11 protein-coding genes are annotated in these 16,809 nt (G+C 40.3%); 5 read left to right on the forward strand and 6 right to left on the reverse strand.

The window, feature by feature from the left end; translation table 11 throughout:
- Position 1 precedes the first annotated feature (1 nt).
- The 3 genes from SanaruYs_RS03570 to SanaruYs_RS03580 form a co-directional block, all read right to left on the reverse strand.
- Entirely contained in the window at positions 2 to 4,228 is a 4,227-nt protein-coding gene (locus SanaruYs_RS03570; RefSeq protein ID WP_127121120.1) for a LamG-like jellyroll fold domain-containing protein, read from the reverse strand.
- Positions 4,229 to 4,379: 151 nt separating this feature from the next.
- Positions 4,380 to 5,126 (reverse strand): LytR/AlgR family response regulator transcription factor, encoded by a 747-nt coding sequence (locus SanaruYs_RS03575; RefSeq protein WP_160118574.1) that lies wholly within the window; start codon positions 5,124 to 5,126, stop codon positions 4,380 to 4,382.
- 21 nt (positions 5,127 to 5,147) lie between these two features.
- Positions 5,148 to 6,974 carry a tetratricopeptide repeat-containing sensor histidine kinase gene (locus SanaruYs_RS03580; RefSeq protein ID WP_127121122.1) on the reverse strand — a complete coding sequence of 609 codons (1,827 nt, stop codon included), beginning with the start codon at positions 6,972 to 6,974 and terminating at the stop codon, positions 5,148 to 5,150.
- Positions 6,975 to 7,305: 331 nt separating this feature from the next.
- Here SanaruYs_RS03580 and SanaruYs_RS03585 point away from each other — a divergent pair, with 331 nt between their 5' ends.
- Positions 7,306 to 8,325, forward strand: coding sequence for an NAD(P)/FAD-dependent oxidoreductase (locus SanaruYs_RS03585; protein ID WP_127121123.1), 1,020 nt, complete (start codon positions 7,306 to 7,308; stop codon positions 8,323 to 8,325).
- A gap of 243 nt (positions 8,326 to 8,568) precedes the next feature.
- Here SanaruYs_RS03585 and SanaruYs_RS03590 read toward each other — a convergent pair whose 3' ends face one another.
- Genes SanaruYs_RS03590 through SanaruYs_RS03600 form a run of 3 tightly spaced genes read right to left on the reverse strand, consistent with a single transcriptional unit; the run spans position 8,569 to position 12,749 of the window.
- A complete protein-coding gene (locus SanaruYs_RS03590) occupies positions 8,569 to 9,543 on the reverse strand; it encodes a ring-cleaving dioxygenase (protein WP_127121124.1) in 975 nt (324 codons plus the stop codon).
- A 51-nt stretch (positions 9,544 to 9,594) separates the two neighbouring features.
- Positions 9,595 to 10,956: a 3-oxoacid CoA-transferase gene (locus tag SanaruYs_RS03595; protein ID WP_127121125.1), complete on the reverse strand. Its 1,362-nt coding sequence runs from the start codon at positions 10,954 to 10,956 to the stop codon at positions 9,595 to 9,597.
- A complete protein-coding gene (locus SanaruYs_RS03600) occupies positions 10,953 to 12,749 on the reverse strand; it encodes an FAD-dependent oxidoreductase (RefSeq protein WP_127121126.1) in 1,797 nt (598 codons plus the stop codon). The genes SanaruYs_RS03595 and SanaruYs_RS03600 overlap by 4 nt, the downstream gene beginning before the upstream one ends.
- 89 nt (positions 12,750 to 12,838) lie before the next feature.
- Here SanaruYs_RS03600 and SanaruYs_RS03605 point away from each other — a divergent pair, with 89 nt between their 5' ends.
- Genes SanaruYs_RS03605 through SanaruYs_RS03620 form a run of 4 tightly spaced genes read left to right on the forward strand, consistent with a single transcriptional unit; the run spans position 12,839 to position 16,759 of the window.
- Positions 12,839 to 13,702, forward strand: a complete 864-nt coding sequence (locus tag SanaruYs_RS03605) for a dioxygenase family protein (RefSeq protein ID WP_127121127.1) — start codon at positions 12,839 to 12,841, stop codon at positions 13,700 to 13,702.
- A 6-nt stretch (positions 13,703 to 13,708) separates the two neighbouring features.
- Positions 13,709 to 14,914 carry a 3-oxoadipyl-CoA thiolase gene (pcaF, locus tag SanaruYs_RS03610; protein ID WP_127121128.1) on the forward strand — a complete coding sequence of 402 codons (1,206 nt, stop codon included), beginning with the start codon at positions 13,709 to 13,711 and terminating at the stop codon, positions 14,912 to 14,914.
- A gap of 10 nt (positions 14,915 to 14,924) precedes the next feature.
- Positions 14,925 to 15,698, forward strand: coding sequence for an IclR family transcriptional regulator (locus SanaruYs_RS03615; RefSeq protein ID WP_127121129.1), 774 nt, complete (start codon positions 14,925 to 14,927; stop codon positions 15,696 to 15,698).
- Positions 15,695 to 16,759 (forward strand): maleylacetate reductase, encoded by a 1,065-nt coding sequence (locus SanaruYs_RS03620; protein ID WP_127121130.1) that lies wholly within the window; start codon positions 15,695 to 15,697, stop codon positions 16,757 to 16,759. The genes SanaruYs_RS03615 and SanaruYs_RS03620 overlap by 4 nt, the downstream gene beginning before the upstream one ends.
- Positions 16,760 to 16,809 lie beyond the last annotated feature (50 nt).

Genomic DNA, 16,809 nt, shown 5'->3' on the forward strand with positions numbered 1-16,809 from the left:
TTTAGTTTTTGATAATTTTGTGTGTGGTAGCTTCACTTGCTGTGATTACCCTTACTAGATATATCCCTTTTGGCAATGCTGAGATATCAACTCTATTTGTGAGGTCATTCACAATCATCCACTCTTTACCATCTGATGATAGGATACTCACCTGCGCATTTCCTTTATGAGGAATGTTAATCTGTAGATAGTCAGTAGCAGGATTTGGATAAATCATCAAACTACTTACACCTTCGTCAGTTCCCGTTATTGTAACTATTTCAATAGATCGCTCTACAGCATTCGCTGGTTTAAAATTATCATTACCTGGCTGAGAAGCTCTGATCATCACCGTTCCCAAACCGGTGAAGGAAACCACATTGCCACTAAGGGTTGCCGGTCCTGAAAGCATTTCAAATGTTATAGCCAATCCGGATGAAGTAGTGGCGACCAACGACATTTGGCCAGTTTCTAAAATCTGATCTTGTATAGCAGCGAAAGTGATAGTTTGTGCTTGTCTGGTATCAATAACATCAAAGCTTACGGATGCACTTGCCTGATTAAAATTAACATTACCGGCCTGGCTTGCTGTTAATGTTACAGTGCCCTCGGTCCCGTTCAGTGTAATGGTAGTACCTGAAATGGTAGCAGGTCCGGTGATTGTATAAGATAACTCAAGACCACTGGTTGTACTGGCTACTATATCAAAGGCAGCGTCTTGTATAGTTTTATTTGCAATTCCATTTATGCTTATGATCTGATCTGCTTTATTGATTGTTAAAGTTCCGTCTACCAAGGTAAGCGTATAGTTATCTGCAGTTCCTCCAACGAGCGTGATCGGATAATTTCCTGCATCACTGTTAGCAGTTGCTGTTGTTACTATTACTGGTTGAGAGGTTAACACGGCATCCGTTTCTCCATCAGCAAATCCATTATAAGTGAAAGTTAATGTAGGCAGAGCATCACCATAGGTAATGGTTTGATCCGTAGCAGTTACTGTCAACAATGCCGCATTCACGGTAAAGCTTTGCTCAACACTTGCTGCAGCTTTGTACTCACTGTCACCAGCTTGTAAGGCTTCTATAGTAACTAAACCTAAACCAGTGATACTTACTGTATTTCCAATTAACGTTGCAGGTCCGCTCACCACTGAATAACTCACTGGTAATGCAGAACTTGACGTTGCCGATAAATCAAAACCACCTTCAGCGTAGGTTCTGTCTGCTATTTCATTGAACGTTATGGTTTGAACTAACCTGTCTGTTACTGTTACAGTGGCAGTGCCGGTATTACTATTACCATTTGCATCTTCAACTGTAAGTGTAACGGTATTTGCTCCAACGTTTGCTTCTGTAAAGGATGCTATATCAATACTTAAAACCAGGGATGCAAGATCAGTACAATTGTCAGATGAACCGTTATCGACATCTGCTGCGGTAATAGTAGCATTACCACTTTGGTCTAAATCCACATTAATATTTTTAGTTACTACAGTTGGACCTGCATTGTCTGCCACTGTAACAGTAACATTGGCTATTGATTGATTACCAGAAGCGTCTTCTACCGTAAGCACAACTGCATTAGCTCCGATATCAGCACAGGTAAAGATTGATTTATCCAGGCTTAATAATAAACTACCTGTGGTAGTACAATCATCACTAGAGCCATTGTTCACATCTGCGGCTGTGATCGTGATCTCTCCGGCTGCATTAAGATTGACAGTAATGTTTTGTGCTATAGCTGTAGGATTAGTATTGTCACCAACAGTAATTTCAGTACTCATCTGTAAGCTGCAGATTGAGACACAAGAAATTAAGGCTCCGTTCACCCAATCAGTGGTTCCATCCATATTTGTAAGCGTACCATTTTTAGCACTAACCAAATCAGTTAATACAGATCCCGATGACTGATCGAAAGCATAGTAAAGTTGCAGATTCGGCTCTGTTCCAATAAGACAAAGATCCTTGTTTGCGAAAAGTTCGGCAGCGGTTTTGGCTACAGACCAGATTCTTACCTCATCCATTTTTCCGTTGAAAAACTCTGCAGTACCTGGAATCCTGTCTTCACCAAAATGTATTGGGAAAGCTGTACCAGGTATGGTGGTAAACGGAGCCGTTGTAGTTGCAACCTGAATGCCTCCTACAAAAATTTTGACAACACCATTGTTAAAAGTAATAGCAACATGATTCCATGCATTGAGTGTCATTGCATTTGCAGCAGTTGTTGAATGAGATACTCCTCCTGCACCAGCTACTATAAATCGTAAGCCTCTTCCATTGTCTGTTACATTATAAGAGTCCAGAATAAATTCTCCAGCCTGTATTGCACCGGCTCCACTGAAATTGGTTATTAACCTGTCATAATTTGTCGATCTCGGAAAAAGCCATGCTTCAATTGTTAATGTAGATGTTGTGGATAGTGTGTAAGGTGTGGTAACTTTATCGTTTACTCCATCGAAATCCAAGGCATTTCCGGGAAGTTGGGTGCCTCCTACTTCTGCAAAAACATTAAATGTTGTTGTTGCACTTAAATTTCCTGTATTAAAATCCAAAGCAGTTCTTGTACCTGCAATAGGGCCTTCAACAATACTGTTGTCAGCACTGTTTCGTAAAAAATAATTTACGCCCACTACAGAACTTCCGGTTGAAATTGTTGTACCTGAACTTCCGTCAGTACAAAAATTGGCATTTGCAGCGCTTATTGTTTCATCAACAATTATTGATGTTACTGTTACTGTAGCTGTAGCTGTGCTGCTATTCATTCTGTTATCGGTTACTGTTAGTGTTACTACGTTTTCCCCAAGGTCATCGCAGTTGAAATTTGTTTTTGACAGCGATAAATTAACATCACAATTATCATTAGAACCATTGTTAATCATGGCCGGTGTGATTGTAGCCATGCCGGTGACTGCATCCAGTTGTACGGTAATATCTTGTGCTATTGCCGTTGGTGCTGTAGAGTCTTCTGTTCTTACAAAGGCAGTTCCTGTCTCCACGTTACCATGCGTATCCTCTACTGTTAATGTAACTTGAATATTTGCGCCTACATCACTACATGTAAAATTAGTCTTGCTCAGTGTCATTGTTAATCCAGCAGTTCCACACGAGGCAGAAGTGCCATTATCAATATCTTCAGGTGTAAGTGTTGCATTGCCATTTGCATCTACAGGAAGAATAAATATTGACGAAACGGTAGAAACCACTATGCTGGGCACGACAGTTACTGTGGCGGTGGCCACATCACTATTCCCTTCCACATCTTCAGCAGTAAGCGTAACTGTGTTTGGACCTAGGTCTGCACAAGTAAATGATGTGATATCTAAACTCACCGTTACTGGGTCACCACAAGTATTTGTCGATCCGTTATTAATGTCATTAGCAGCAATTGTTGCATTACCATTGACATCTAACTGAATGGTGATGTCTTGAGTAGAAGCCGTTACGCCTGTGCTACCGGCACAAACTGTTTCTGTTGCTAGTGCTGTTACATCACCTGGAGTCAGGGTTGCATTATAATAGCGTATATCGTCAATCGCGTCCTCATAACTAGAAGAATTCCCCATTCTACTGTTACCGATGGTGATGGGTATTGCAGGTGTAATAAATCGTCTGATTACAGCTCCTGTCACGGCACCTAACTCTTTTTCAGCAACCTTAGTAACGCTTAAGGTGTTGTCAATATAAATCTTATAGGTGTTACCAACAACTTGTCCTCCTGCATACCTCGACTCCATATAAGAACGGTTTGTAATTGTAACATGATGCCATAAACCATCTGCAATGTTGGTAGTAGTCGCAGCATAATGCCAACCCAAATAGCCACTGGTATTCCAACGATACCACTCATAGTTAGCGGCTAGACCAATTCTTCCATTTAAGAGATAGGCATACCAACCAGTTTCGGATGTACCTTCAGTTGAACTAGTACGTTCACTTTGGTCCATGATTACTCTCACATTGGCATCATTAGTCGAGGTTTTAATCCAAAAGCTCACACTAAAACTATTCCCGGTTGTACTTGGTCTTTGTAGATAATCACCATTCAGACTGATGGCGCGATTTGCACCTCCCGCCCTATTAGGAATCAATGTTAGGGCACTTCCTGTTTGCGTAAAGTGGTTAGTACCTACAGTACTGTTTAGATTTCCAAGGGTAAACTTATATTCACCAAGTAAATTAGTTGTTGGAATTTGGCCGTAGCCAACAATGGATACCAACATTCCAAAAAGCAATAGTAGTAGTTTTCTCATAAAGGTGGGGATTGATTTTCTATTCTTTCAAATCCACCTAAAACTAATAGCTGAACAGGGCGGAATTCGGGCTATCGAGAATTCGTTAGCATGTATTGAGAATTCGTAAAGAAGAATCTAAAGTTTGAAGGAGCTTTTTGAGAAATATTCGTCAGTTTAATCTCTCCAGCGCAGTAAAAAGGGAATCCTTTTTACGTACAGCGACTGGCAAAGCACTGCCATCTTTCATAAAAATGGTGCCTCCATCCTTCTTTTCGAAGCGATCAAAATGGTGCAAATTGATTAAATGCGATTGATGGGCCCTGAAAAAGTGTTGACCTTCAAAAAGTGTATCGAACTCTTTAAGTGTTTTAGAAACCATCAAAATTCGTCCATTAGTGAGGAAGAAACGTGTATAGTTTGTTTCAGATGCACAGCGTACTATGTCCTTTACAGCGACCAAATAAACTGTATCTGCATCTTTAAGTATAATTTTTTGATTGGAAATATCCTCCCTATTGTTTTGAACAAGGTTGGCAACCTTAATCTGTTGCTCACTTTCTTCCGCCATGCCTTCGGCTTTTTTTAAGGCTGACACTAAATCATCTGGATCCACCGGTTTAAGCACATAATCAATGGCGCTAATTTTAAAGGCTCTGATGGCGTATGCGTCATGGCCTGTAACAAAAATCACTTTAAAGTCTAGTTGACCATAAAAAGCCAATAAGTCGAAGCCAGTACCGTCTTTCATCTCTACGTCCAACAGCACCAGATCAGGCTTGTGTTCCCTGATGCATGCCACACCTGCTTTTACACCATCTGCTTCTGCAATCACCTGCATATTGGGTGCATAGATAGACAATAGAGTCTTGAGGTTTTCTCTTATGATAGAATCATCATCCACTAATACAATACGCATGCTATTCATATAGAATAAAAATCAAAGGTAACTGTACGGAACTTTCAACTCTACCTTTGTTCCATTAACTTCTCCATTCTCATTGCGAATGTTTTCCCAGACAAGTTCTATTTTCTTCTTCAATGTTTTATTGAGTAATGCCATGCGTTCTTGTATGATGGTAGTTGACAGGGAGGTGTGCTCTTTCAATTCTTGTTTCTGCTCAACGATACCACCTCCATTGTCTGAAATTTCAATGGAGATATAATCTCCGACTTTTATAAGTTTCAATTTGATCATGCCTTGGGTTTTGGCGTTGATGATACCATGCTCGATGGCGTTTTCAATAAAAGGTTGCACAAACATGGGTGGGATTGCATCTGTCTCCCGGTCAATGTTTTCATTAACTTCTATTGTGTAGTCAAATGAATCATTCATTCTTACCCTATGGATATCCAAATAGTTTGTGAGCATCTGAATTTCATCTTCAACAAGTATAAACTCTTTACGGGAGTTTTCCAGAATCTCGCGCATTAGTTTAGCGAATTTTGCAAGGTAGGTTGCTGCCTTCTCCGCCTGATTCTTCAACATGAAATTTTGAATAGCCATCAACGCATTGGACATGAAATGCGGATTAAGTTGAGAGCGCAAAAAACGCTGCTCCAGTGCAGTTTGCTTTTGAATATTCTTTAAAGCACGTTGGCGGTATAAAAGATAAATGAATCCTGCAATAAAAAGTACAACAAACAACCCAATGATCATCGCCTGGTTCTTCTGTTTAATCTCCAGGTCCTTGATAGAAGCTTGTTGTGCCAGGTTAGCAATTTCCAAATCCTTCTTTTCCGTTTCGTATTTTGTTTGTAATTCCTCAATGATCTTAACTTTGTTTTCTGAGAAGATCGAATCTACCATGGCGTAATGCAATTTTAGGTATTCATTCGCCTTATTCCATTCGCTAAGCTGTTCGTAGTATTTATAGTGATTTAAGTAGGCGTCTTTCAATAACCTCAAATTTCCAAGCCCTTCATATATCTGAATTGACTTTTCGTTGTTGCTAATCGCACGCCTATAATCTTGTAGTCCTTCATAACTTTTAGCCAAAGCGAAATGTGTCGCAGCCACATTGGACACCTGATTATGCTGCTCAGCATACGTCAACGTCTTGTTTAAATACTGAATAGCTAATGGATAATTTTTAAGGTTATTATGCAAGTTTCCCAAACTTCCCTCAGCTATAGCTATTCCAGTTAAGAAATTGGCCTCTTCTGAAATTCGTTTTGCGTGCATATAGTATTCTTCTGCCTTTTTATAATCATTCAGCTGTTCATACGTTTTTGCCACATAAAAAAATAGTCCTGCCTTTTCCGAGCTTGGCGCATTGTTCTTTACCAGTTCAATATTTTGTAAATGAATTTCTAAAGCCTTTTCATATTTTCCTGTCACATTATAAATTCTGGCCAGGTTGCTGTTGGTAATGAGCAGGTTCCCATCATCTTGTATTTCTTTCAAGGTTTCTTTGGCTCTAAGTGCATACTGTAACCCCTGGTCATACTCACCTTTAACAGTGGCATGTTGGCTTAGCGCGTTGAGAGCAAGACCGATTCCGCGTTTGTACTGCAATTCCTCAGAAATTTGTAGCGCCTCTTTGAGTAAAGGTGGATTTTTACCGATATCTCCTGAAATATACTGTCTTGCCAGGCTGATCAGTAAGTGTACGCGTATTGTATCATTTGTTTTATGGCTGTCTACCAGCTTAGTAAGGCTGTCCAATTCTAGATCCTGATGCGTTTTGATTTGAGCTATTGCATTAACTCCGGTAAGGATATAAAACAGCCAAAGGCCTAGGATAGGTAAAGGTCTGGGGGGCATGGTTTCTCTAAAATGAAATAGTCCTCAAAATACAAATAAGTCGTTGTATTACGTTTAGGTGGTAATAAGAATTTTCTATTACCAAATTAGGAATAACCCATACATATACCGTTGTTTTCTCCCAATTCTACGAAAGCAAACTGAAGTCTATCCAAAAACATGATCGATCCATCTTCCAGACATGAGGTGCTTTCTCCACAACTAATGTAAACATGCAGAAAGGTGAAGATAAAATGATTTCTGGATATGCATTTTAATAATTAACTGCATGTATTGGACAGTAAAACCAGTTTGGACTTAACTGGCATACTATTTTCATTCTTTGAAATAAATGAAACTCCGGTCTAAAGAAACATATTGGTTGCTTAAAAACGGCCTTATCACCTCATACCCCACACTTCAAAAAAATATTGCATGTGATATACTCATTATAGGCGGTGGTATAACCGGTTCTTTAATGGCTTACCAGCTCTCGCAAGAAGGATATGAAACTGTATTAATAGACAAGCGTGATATCGCGATGGGAAGCACTAGTGCCACTACTGCCTTATTGCAATACGAAATTGATGAACCTTTGTATTCGCTTATAGGTAAGGTGGGTGAAAATATTGCTGTAGATTCTTACCGTGAAGGTGTTTTGGCACTCACTAAACTTAGCAAGATAGTTAAAACCGTAAAAGCTAATTGTGAATTTAAGCGGAAGGATAGTGTATACGTTGCAGACTCGCAAGATGATAAGGAATGGCTTAGAAAAGAGTTTTTAAGCAGGCAGAAATTTTCATTAGACGTAAAATGGCTCTCGTCATCACAACTTAAGGATCAGTATGGTGTTGTGGGCAAAGCAGCCATTTTATCTACAGCTGCGGCCAGTATGGATGCATACAAATTTGCACATACGTTGCTGTCACATAGTATTAAGCATTATGGACTAAAAGTCTACGATCATTCAAATGCAGAAAAAGTAACTTATCAAAGTAACAGTAATAGTAATAGTGTTATTACGGATAACAAGTGCGTAATTACTTGTAAGAAAATTGTGTACGCTTCGGGTTACGAAACGCAACAAATGCTAAAGAAGAACATTGTTACTTTGAATAGCACCTATGCTTTTATAAGCGAACCGTTGTTAAAGATGCCCAAATCCTTACAGGATACTATATTCTGGAATACACAGAATCCTTATTTGTACTTACGCTCAACGCCAGATAAACTGGTTGGGCTTTATGCTTGGGCATTTGTATTTTTTTCTTCACGGATAATAATCATCCGAACGAATTATGTAGGAATGCTCATGAATATAGGCATTAAAAAGCACAAAACCTATAGGAGATCGTTCAATTCCTGTTTTTAGGAGTTTAGAGATGACTGATTGTAGGTATGAAAAAAAATCTACACCTGCAAAATGCTAAGACAATGTCGTTTAGTTATGACTTTTTATTGGCCTCACTTCCAGTCCTCTCCAGAGGAGAGGATGACCATGGAAGCTTAACCAAACGACATTGAAATACTAAGATGGAAATAATATCTACCTTCTTCGGGCTGCCGAAGAAGGTAGATTAGTATAAAGCGCTGTATAATTCTCATCAACTTTAAATTAATTACTCAAATACGATGGAACTTTGATGGGTTCTAACGGAGCAATAATTTCTGCCCTTCTGTTTTCGAAGAATGGTGGCAACAACAATTGATGTCCTAAAGAATCAGCAGGTTCATCTACTGCAAAGCCAATATCAGAAGTCGCAAATTCAAATAATACGCCACTTGGTGTGCGTGTATAAATTGAATGAAAATAATTTCTATCCTTAATATCAGAAACATCGGTATACCCCGCCCCTTCTATATACGCTTTCAATTCTGCACTTTGTTGATCATTTGCTGTTGCAAAAGCAATGTGATGCGGAATACCAATACCGAAAGTCCATGAACCTTGTGGTAAGTCTTTATTGTGATGTAATTCAATTACTCTTCTTGGTCCACCATCTTTGATATGGTAGCGATGGTAATCACCCTCCTGCCCTACTTTTTTGAAACTCAACACTTGCGTCAGATAGCTATCCATCATTTCGACCTCACGGCAGGAAAGCACCGCCCCATGTATACCACGTATACCATCATCAGCAGAAACTTCATCTGTCTGCCATGCCCTGCGGTTATCATTATCACATCCGTATACACCAATACCAATTCCAGAAGGATCAACAAAATCAATAAATTTCTGACCGAATCGTTCTTGTATCCCTGAATTTTTTACACCATGCTTATCGAGGTGCTTTTTCCAAAAAGGAAGCGCATCGCTGTGCACAGAAAAACCTGAAACTTCTACTTGACCAGAACCACGCTTACCTGTTACGCCAGCTTTTTTAAATGGAAATGTAGTATAAACAGAACCTACTTCTGCATCTGCATTTGCATAGTATAAGTGATAGATACTGGCTCCACCATCGAATAGAACCGTTTGCTTAATCATGCGCATGCCCATGACCTTGGTAACAAAGTCGATGTCTTCCTGAGCACCGCCCACGCAAACCGTAAGGTGATGCAAGCCTGTGATGTAATCTTGTGGTCTCATAGAAAATTTAGATTTGGGTTATAGTTTATTATTATTTCAAAAGATGTTATTTTAATTTGTTGTTAATGAAGGTGCGACATCAAAGTTTGCTTCCGTTAAAGACCTTACTGTTGCGAGATCAGCACCGGGCATCAATTCAGTCAGCACTAATTTTTTTTGAATAAACTCAAATACGGCTAACTCAGTAATCACCATATCCACTGCATCAAAAGCAGTAATAGGCAACGTGCAACTTTTAACAATTTTTGCACCGCCATCTTTTTCGCTGTGGTTCATGGTAATGATTAATTTCTTGGCGCCACTGGCTAAATCCATAGCACCACCAACACCTAATAGTGGCTTACCGGGTACAGCCCAATTAGCGAGGTTACCATTTTCATCTACTTGCAAACCGCCCATAATGGCTACGTCTACATGCTTGCCGCGAATCATTCCGAAAGAAGTAGTAGTATCGAAATAGCTAGCACCTGGTAAAGCCGTTACCGGAATTTTTCCTGCGTTAACTGGATAATGCATGGCACCACTGCCGTCTGTCGGTTCGGGGCCTACACCTAACATCCCATTTTCTGTATGCAGAATAATCCCATCTTCAGGCTTGATCAGATCAGCTACTAAAGTTGGTATACCTATGCCTAAGTTGACGATGTTTCCTTTTTTCAATTCTTGTAGGGCACGCTTAGCCATGTGCATGCGCGCTTCATCTACCTTCTTTAAACTACCTTTAACCGAGGCTGATGATCCTAAATCACTTTCTTGCAATTTGGCTTCGACTAAAAAATCAATAAAGCAACCTTGTGTATGTATATTATTAGGATCGAGTTGCCCTACAGGTACTATCTCTTCTACTTCAGCTATTACAAGATCAGCTGCTGTAGCCATGGCAGGATTAAAGTTTTGCTCCGTTAAGCGATACGTTAAGTTGCCTGCCGTATCTGCTTTCCATGCCCGAATAAAAGATACGTTACCCCGAATACCCGGAATAAAAACTTGCTCAACACCATTTAACATGCGTGACTCTCTGCCTTGTGCTAATATAGTACCTGCTGAAGTTGGTGTAAAAAAACCACCTATGCCCATACCCCCACAGCGAATGGCTTCACCTAAAGTTCCTTGCGGAAGAATTTCGTAATCGACTTCACCACCCTGCGCTGCCTTTACTGCATCAGGATTACTGGTGAAATACGAACCAATCATTTTTTTGATCTGACCATTGCGCAATAGCTTGCCGCCACCCAAACCTGGCTCTCCAACGTTATTGCCAATAAATGTAAGTTCATTGATATCCGTTTTTGCCAAGGCATCTAAGAGATGAACTGGATTGCCCGTCATACCAAACCCACCACATAAGAGAACGTCACCACGCTTTACTTTTAAAGCGGCTTCTTCAAGAGAAATGATGGGAACTTGTTTCATATAGATTTTGATAGATGTAATTTTTCTTCAGATAATTTTTTAGAATTCAATGCGAGGATGTCTGTTAATGCCTCAGCAAGTTTTTCTTTAGCATCGCTAACAATGTCTTTAGCGCGAAAGGCTACATGAAAATCTGGTCGTATTAATAAGCAACCGGCATCCTTTATTTCGCGAATCGCGGCCCACTCACCATACAAATCTGTATACTTTTTACCCGGTCCGATTTGTATAAGTCGAATTGGAATATTCAGTTGCGTTGATAGCGCTTGTGCTGCATTCATCCACAACTCTCCACCTATACCCGTAAGCAATGTGAATTCTCCTTTGCCAGCCAGGTCAAGTGTAGATATCCTGTGCCCATTATCATTACCAATCCAAACATGAGGTAAGCGCGCTCCTGGCCATGTTGTCGCTTCATAGTATAATTCTTTATCGCGTTTGTAAGCAGGCTCTATGGTTCCATCCGACTTCACAGCATTAGACGTGTAGCGTTGATTCATTTCAACACCATGGCAATTAAACTCGTACGATTTAAATAGAATCGCCTGGCGCAATTGTTCGCGTTGCATTTCAGCTGCATCATTGTGATCCTTCATCTTTTCCATGTTGGCGCGCATCACTGAAGGATCAGTAGTATCCGTTAAACCAAGTGATTGAAAAATAGTACCAAACTCAGTAATGCTTTTATTGGCACGTTCAACAATTTGCTTGGCGATAGGTGCTCTTTCGGTGTTGTAAGAATTTAACAATTCTTCTCCTGCTTGTCCTTTTACTACCATCGCCACCTTCCAAGCAATATTAAAGGCATCTTGTATAGAAGTATTAGAACCTAATCCATTGGAAGGTGGATGACGATGAATAGCATCGCCCATACAAAAGACTCTTCCATTTGAAACTTGTGTGGCATAGCAATGATTGACTGTCCAGGTTGACGTTGATTTAATTTTGATAGGGATGTTAGGATCACCTACTAATTTCAACACTATCTCTTTTGCTAATTCATCTGTGACTTTAGGTGGACCATCATTTATGTCGTAACCCCATACAATCAACCATTCATTCCACGGACGCACCATACGCACCAAACCCATACCGATGCCACCCACATTCGAGCCTGGCTGCAATACCCAATACAAAACACTGGGGCGATGGGCTACATATTTTGTTAAATCCATTTCGCAAACAATGTTCATGCTTCCGCCTACACCCATCTGTCCTTCGAAAGGAAGATTAATATCTTTCGCCACCTGACTATTTCCACCATCTGCACCAAGCAAATATTTAGCACGAATGGTATACACTTCTTCAGAAAGTCTGTCGCGAACAGTTGCTGTTACGCCTTCATTATCTTGTTCTAATCCTAAGTATTCAGTATCAAACCGATAATGTGAGCCTTTGCTGGCGCCTGCATGGGCGAGAATAGGTTCCAATAAATTTTGCGGAATGTCACAAATTTTAGTTGGGCTGGATAAGGTATAATCTGCCAAGCGATTGGGATGTGTGCCCCATGAATACAAACGTCCAAGCTCTTCACTGGCCAGGCTAGTACAGAAAACATTGTTGCCCATAAACTCTTGCGCAACAGCTTTTTGATTCACTTCTTCTTCAATGCCCAAATCGCGAAACACTTCCATGGCGCGTTGATTGGTTATGTGCGCTCGTGGTGTATTAGCCATCCAGTTATACTTCGTAACCACTACATTTCGTACGCCATAAGCACTTAATAATGCCGCAGCTGCAGATCCCGCAGGGCCACTTCCCACTATTAAAACATCTGTTTCGAATTTATGCATGACACAGTATTTATTTCGGTGAAATATAGTGTAAAAACTATTTTATCGTACTTTTGTTTGATATTAGAACATAAAATTTCGTAAGTACCATGCAAAATCTAATAGAAACTGCCCTTACTGACTTAGTCATTAGCCGTATAAAGGCTGAAAATTCCAGAAATCAGGAGGTTTTAACCAAACTTGTAAAACATCTCCATGCTTTTGTCAAGGATGTAGAACCTACAGAAGAAGAGTGGTTTAAAGCCATTAATTTTCTTACACAAACCGGACAAAAGTGCGATGATAAGCGTCAGGAGTTCATACTTTTTTCGGATGTATTAGGCGTTTCAATGTTGGTCGATGCGATCAATCACCGTTCAAAATCCACGATAACAGAGACAACTGTAAAAGGTCCGTTTCACGCTGCAGCTCAAGCATTTGAAGCGGGTGAAAACATAGCGCGTGGTATCGAGGCTGAACGTGGTGAAACTACCGTAGTACATGGCCGTGTGCTAGCGCCTGAAGGGAATCCGGTAGCCAACGCAACTTTAGATGTATGGCAATCGGATGACATTGGCTATTACGATGTACAAGATGTCAATCAGCCACAAATGAATTTACGTGGAATATTTAAAACGAATGCCAACGGAGAATTTTGGTTTCGCACGATTAAACCTGCAGCCTATCCAGTACCAACAGATGGCCCAGTAGGCGACTTACTGAGAGCTTCAGGTCGCCATGCCATGCGACCTGCACATATCCACTTTTGGATTAAAGCAGAAGGCTATCAGGATATTATCACCCATTTATTCGTTGAAGGTGATGAGTACCTGGAATCAGATGCAGTATTTGGTGTGAAAGACTCTCTGGTTATTCCTTTTGTAAAAAACACAGATACCGACCTTGCTGCGAAATGGAAAGTGACTGCTCCTTTTTTTGAAGCACATTATGATTTTACCTTAGCAAAAAAATAATCTCCGATGAAGCAAGCATATATTGTAGAAAGCACTCGCACTCCCATTGCTAAATTTAAAGGTGGTTTGTCTGAGGTGCGTGCCGATGACTTGGCTGCCATTACCATTAAAGCCTTAATGAACAAGCTGCCCAATTTAGATCCTGCCTTGATCGATGATGTTATTTTGGGCTGTCATAATCAAGCGGGAGAAGATAATAGAAATGTTGCACGCATGGCAGCATTGCTGGCTGGTTTGCCTGTTTCTGTACCCGGGGAAACCATAAATCGTCTTTGTGCTTCTGGTATGTCAGCTGTTATTCAGGCTAATCGCGCCATTAAAGCAGGTGACGGTGACATATTTATTGCTGGCGGTGTAGAACACATGACGCGAAGCCCTTTTGTACTTTCAAAAACATCAACTCCCTTTGGTAATGATGCGCAATTGTATGACAGCAGTTTTGGTTGGCGCTTTGTTAATCCTAAAATGAAGAAGATGTATGGTACTGAGGCCATGGGTGAAACAGCCGAGAATCTTGTAGACTTACATCATATTTCCAGAAAAGACCAGGATTTATTTGCCTTGAACAGTCAATTGAAAGCAGCACGCGCAAGAAATGGAAAACGCTTTGCTATGGAAATTTCAGCGGTGGAGATTCCTCAGCGCAAAGGAAATCCGATCATGTTTGCAGATGATGAATTTATTAAAGGTGAAACAACATTGGAAATTTTAGCAGGTTTAAAACCTGCCTTCCGTGAAAACGGTACTGTTACCGCTGGCAATGCTTCTGGTTTAAATGATGGTGCGTGCGCATTGTTGATTGCTTCAGAAGATGCTATCAAACAATATGGCCTAAAACCCTTAGCCAGAATTGTAAACTCGCAAGTGGTGGGTGTTGAGCCACGCATTATGGGTATTGGTCCTGTAGAGGCTTCTAACAGAGCACTAGCCAAAGCGAATTTAAAAATGAGTGACATGGATGTGATTGAGTTAAATGAAGCTTTCGCGGCACAAAGTTTGGCTTGCATTCGATCATGGAAACTAGCTGACGATGATGCACGTATCAACCCTAATGGTGGAGCCATTGCTTTGGGACATCCATTAGGAATGTCGGGGGCACGCATTTTACAGAGTGCTGCTATTGAATTACAGCAACGTAACGGCAAGTATGCGCTATGCACAATGTGCGTAGGTTTAGGTCAAGGTTATGCAACCATTATTGAACGTGTTTAAATAATTTATCATGAACAAAGAAATCAAGAAATCTGATTTTGTACAGTCGCTTGAAAAAGGTTTGAATGTAATCAACGCCTTTGACATGGATCACGAACAGATGACCTTGAGTGATGTAGCCAAAAAAGTTGATTTGACGCGTGCCAATGCAAGACGGATTTTACTTACCCTCCAACACTTGGGTTATGTAACCTCACTGGATGGAAAGTTATTTTCGCTTACACCCAAAGTATTAAGCTTAGGTTATTCTTATTTGTCTGGTCTCCCCTTTCGTGAATTAGCGCAACCTTATATGCAGGAGTTGGCGAAAGAAATTAACGAGTCTTGTTCAATGTCTGTTTTAGATAATAGTGACATTGTTTACATCGCGCGTGTACATACAAAACGTATCATGACAATCTCTCTGGGAGTTGGCACAAGACTTCCTGCACACGCTACCTCTATGGGTAAAGTTTTGTTGGCGAGTATGGATCCTATGGAAGCCGCTAAACTGATTGGCCAAATGAAATTTGAAGAGCTCACTCCTTTTACACTTTCAAAGAATGCCTTTATTCAGCATCTCGATGTGGTGCGTAAACAAGGTTGGGCTATCTCCGATCAGGAATTGGAAATAGGTGTGCGATCTATCGCCTGTCCGATACGTGATAAAAAAGGTAAGGTGATTGCCGCCATTAACATTAGTGGACATGCCAGCCGTGTAACCTTAGAAGATTTAGTAAAGAAATATTTAAGTGCATTAAAAGATAAAGTTGAAAAAATCGAGCACGCACTCATTAACTTATGAATATACATTCTTTTGAATATACCGCTTTTCCATCTAAAGTATTTTTTGGTGAGAAGAGCTTTGATAATATAGTCAAGCTGTTGACCCAATATCAAAAAGCCTTTGTGATTGCAGAGAAGCGTCAAGAACCTTACGTTGATTTGATTAAAGCAAAAGCAGGTGTTGATAAGGTTTTTCATTTTAATAAAGTAGTACAACATGTTCCTGCTAATTTAGTTGAAGAAGCAAAACAACTTCAACAACGCGAGCAAACGGATGTGTTAGTGGCAATTGGCGGTGGTTCTGCCATTGGTTTAGCAAAAGCACTAGCCTTAACTTCTAATCACGATATCATTGCTGTACCCAGTACGTATGCGGGTTCGGAGATGACAAATATTTGGGGTATTACTACACTGGAAGGAAAAACAACTGGACGAGATATGCGTGTCTTGCCTGAAATTGTTATCTATGATCCTGCTATGACTGCCACCATGCCGGTTGCCTTAGCCGCTACCAGTGCCATGAATGCTATGGCTCACTTAATGGAGGCCGTATATGGTCACGATACAAATCCCATCAGCTATAATAATTCATTAGATGGAATGAAGAAGTTACGAGCAGGCATGATGCTTTTAGCTAAGCACAATAAATTAACGCAAGAAGCCAATCAATTATTACAATACGGTTCTTTCTTGGCAGGTAAGGGTTTGTGCGAAGTATCTATGTCCCTGCATCATAAGTTGGCGCATGTATTGGGTGGATCATTCAATTTAGACCATGCTTCAGTGCATACAGTATTACAGGCATTTGTGTTAGACTATCAATGGGATGCTTTATTGAAAGAAGTTCAACAAGATTTTTGTAATGCTTTAGCGCATCCATATCCACCCGAGGCATTGCTAGCGTTAGCTAGAGGTATGCATGCCCCAACCTCACTTGCTGAAATTGGTTTTAAAGAAGCAGACATCGATAAGACAATTAATATTGCCTTATCCAAACCGTATGCAAACCCGAAGTCGTTAACGAAAGAAGGATTGACTAATCTGTTGTCAAAAGCGTATAAGGGTACGTTGAATATATAATGAGTATACGCACTATAGAATTTAACTAGCTACCAGTCTGTTTGATTTCA

The sequence above is a fragment of the Chryseotalea sanaruensis genome, from assembly GCF_003990915.1.
Taxonomy (GTDB): domain Bacteria; phylum Bacteroidota; class Bacteroidia; order Cytophagales; family Cyclobacteriaceae; genus Chryseotalea; species Chryseotalea sanaruensis.

Bases quoted from the DNA above. Each gene is read 5' to 3' on its own strand.
- SanaruYs_RS03570 (WP_127121120.1), bottom strand. From the start codon at position 4,228: ATGAGAAAACTACTACTATTGCTTTTTGGAATGTTGGTATCCATTGTT.
- SanaruYs_RS03575 (WP_160118574.1), bottom strand. From the start codon at position 5,126: ATGCGTATTGTATTAGTGGATGATGATTCTATCATAAGAGAAAACCTC.
- SanaruYs_RS03580 (WP_127121122.1), bottom strand. From the start codon at position 6,974: ATGCCCCCCAGACCTTTACCTATCCTAGGCCTTTGGCTGTTTTATATC.
- SanaruYs_RS03585 (WP_127121123.1), top strand. From the start codon at position 7,306: ATGAAACTCCGGTCTAAAGAAACATATTGGTTGCTTAAAAACGGCCTT.
- SanaruYs_RS03590 (WP_127121124.1), bottom strand. From the start codon at position 9,543: ATGAGACCACAAGATTACATCACAGGCTTGCATCACCTTACGGTTTGC.
- SanaruYs_RS03595 (WP_127121125.1), bottom strand. From the start codon at position 10,956: ATGAAACAAGTTCCCATCATTTCTCTTGAAGAAGCCGCTTTAAAAGTA.
- SanaruYs_RS03600 (WP_127121126.1), bottom strand. From the start codon at position 12,749: ATGCATAAATTCGAAACAGATGTTTTAATAGTGGGAAGTGGCCCTGCG.
- SanaruYs_RS03605 (WP_127121127.1), top strand. From the start codon at position 12,839: ATGCAAAATCTAATAGAAACTGCCCTTACTGACTTAGTCATTAGCCGT.
- pcaF (WP_127121128.1), top strand. From the start codon at position 13,709: ATGAAGCAAGCATATATTGTAGAAAGCACTCGCACTCCCATTGCTAAA.
- SanaruYs_RS03615 (WP_127121129.1), top strand. From the start codon at position 14,925: ATGAACAAAGAAATCAAGAAATCTGATTTTGTACAGTCGCTTGAAAAA.
- SanaruYs_RS03620 (WP_127121130.1), top strand. From the start codon at position 15,695: ATGAATATACATTCTTTTGAATATACCGCTTTTCCATCTAAAGTATTT.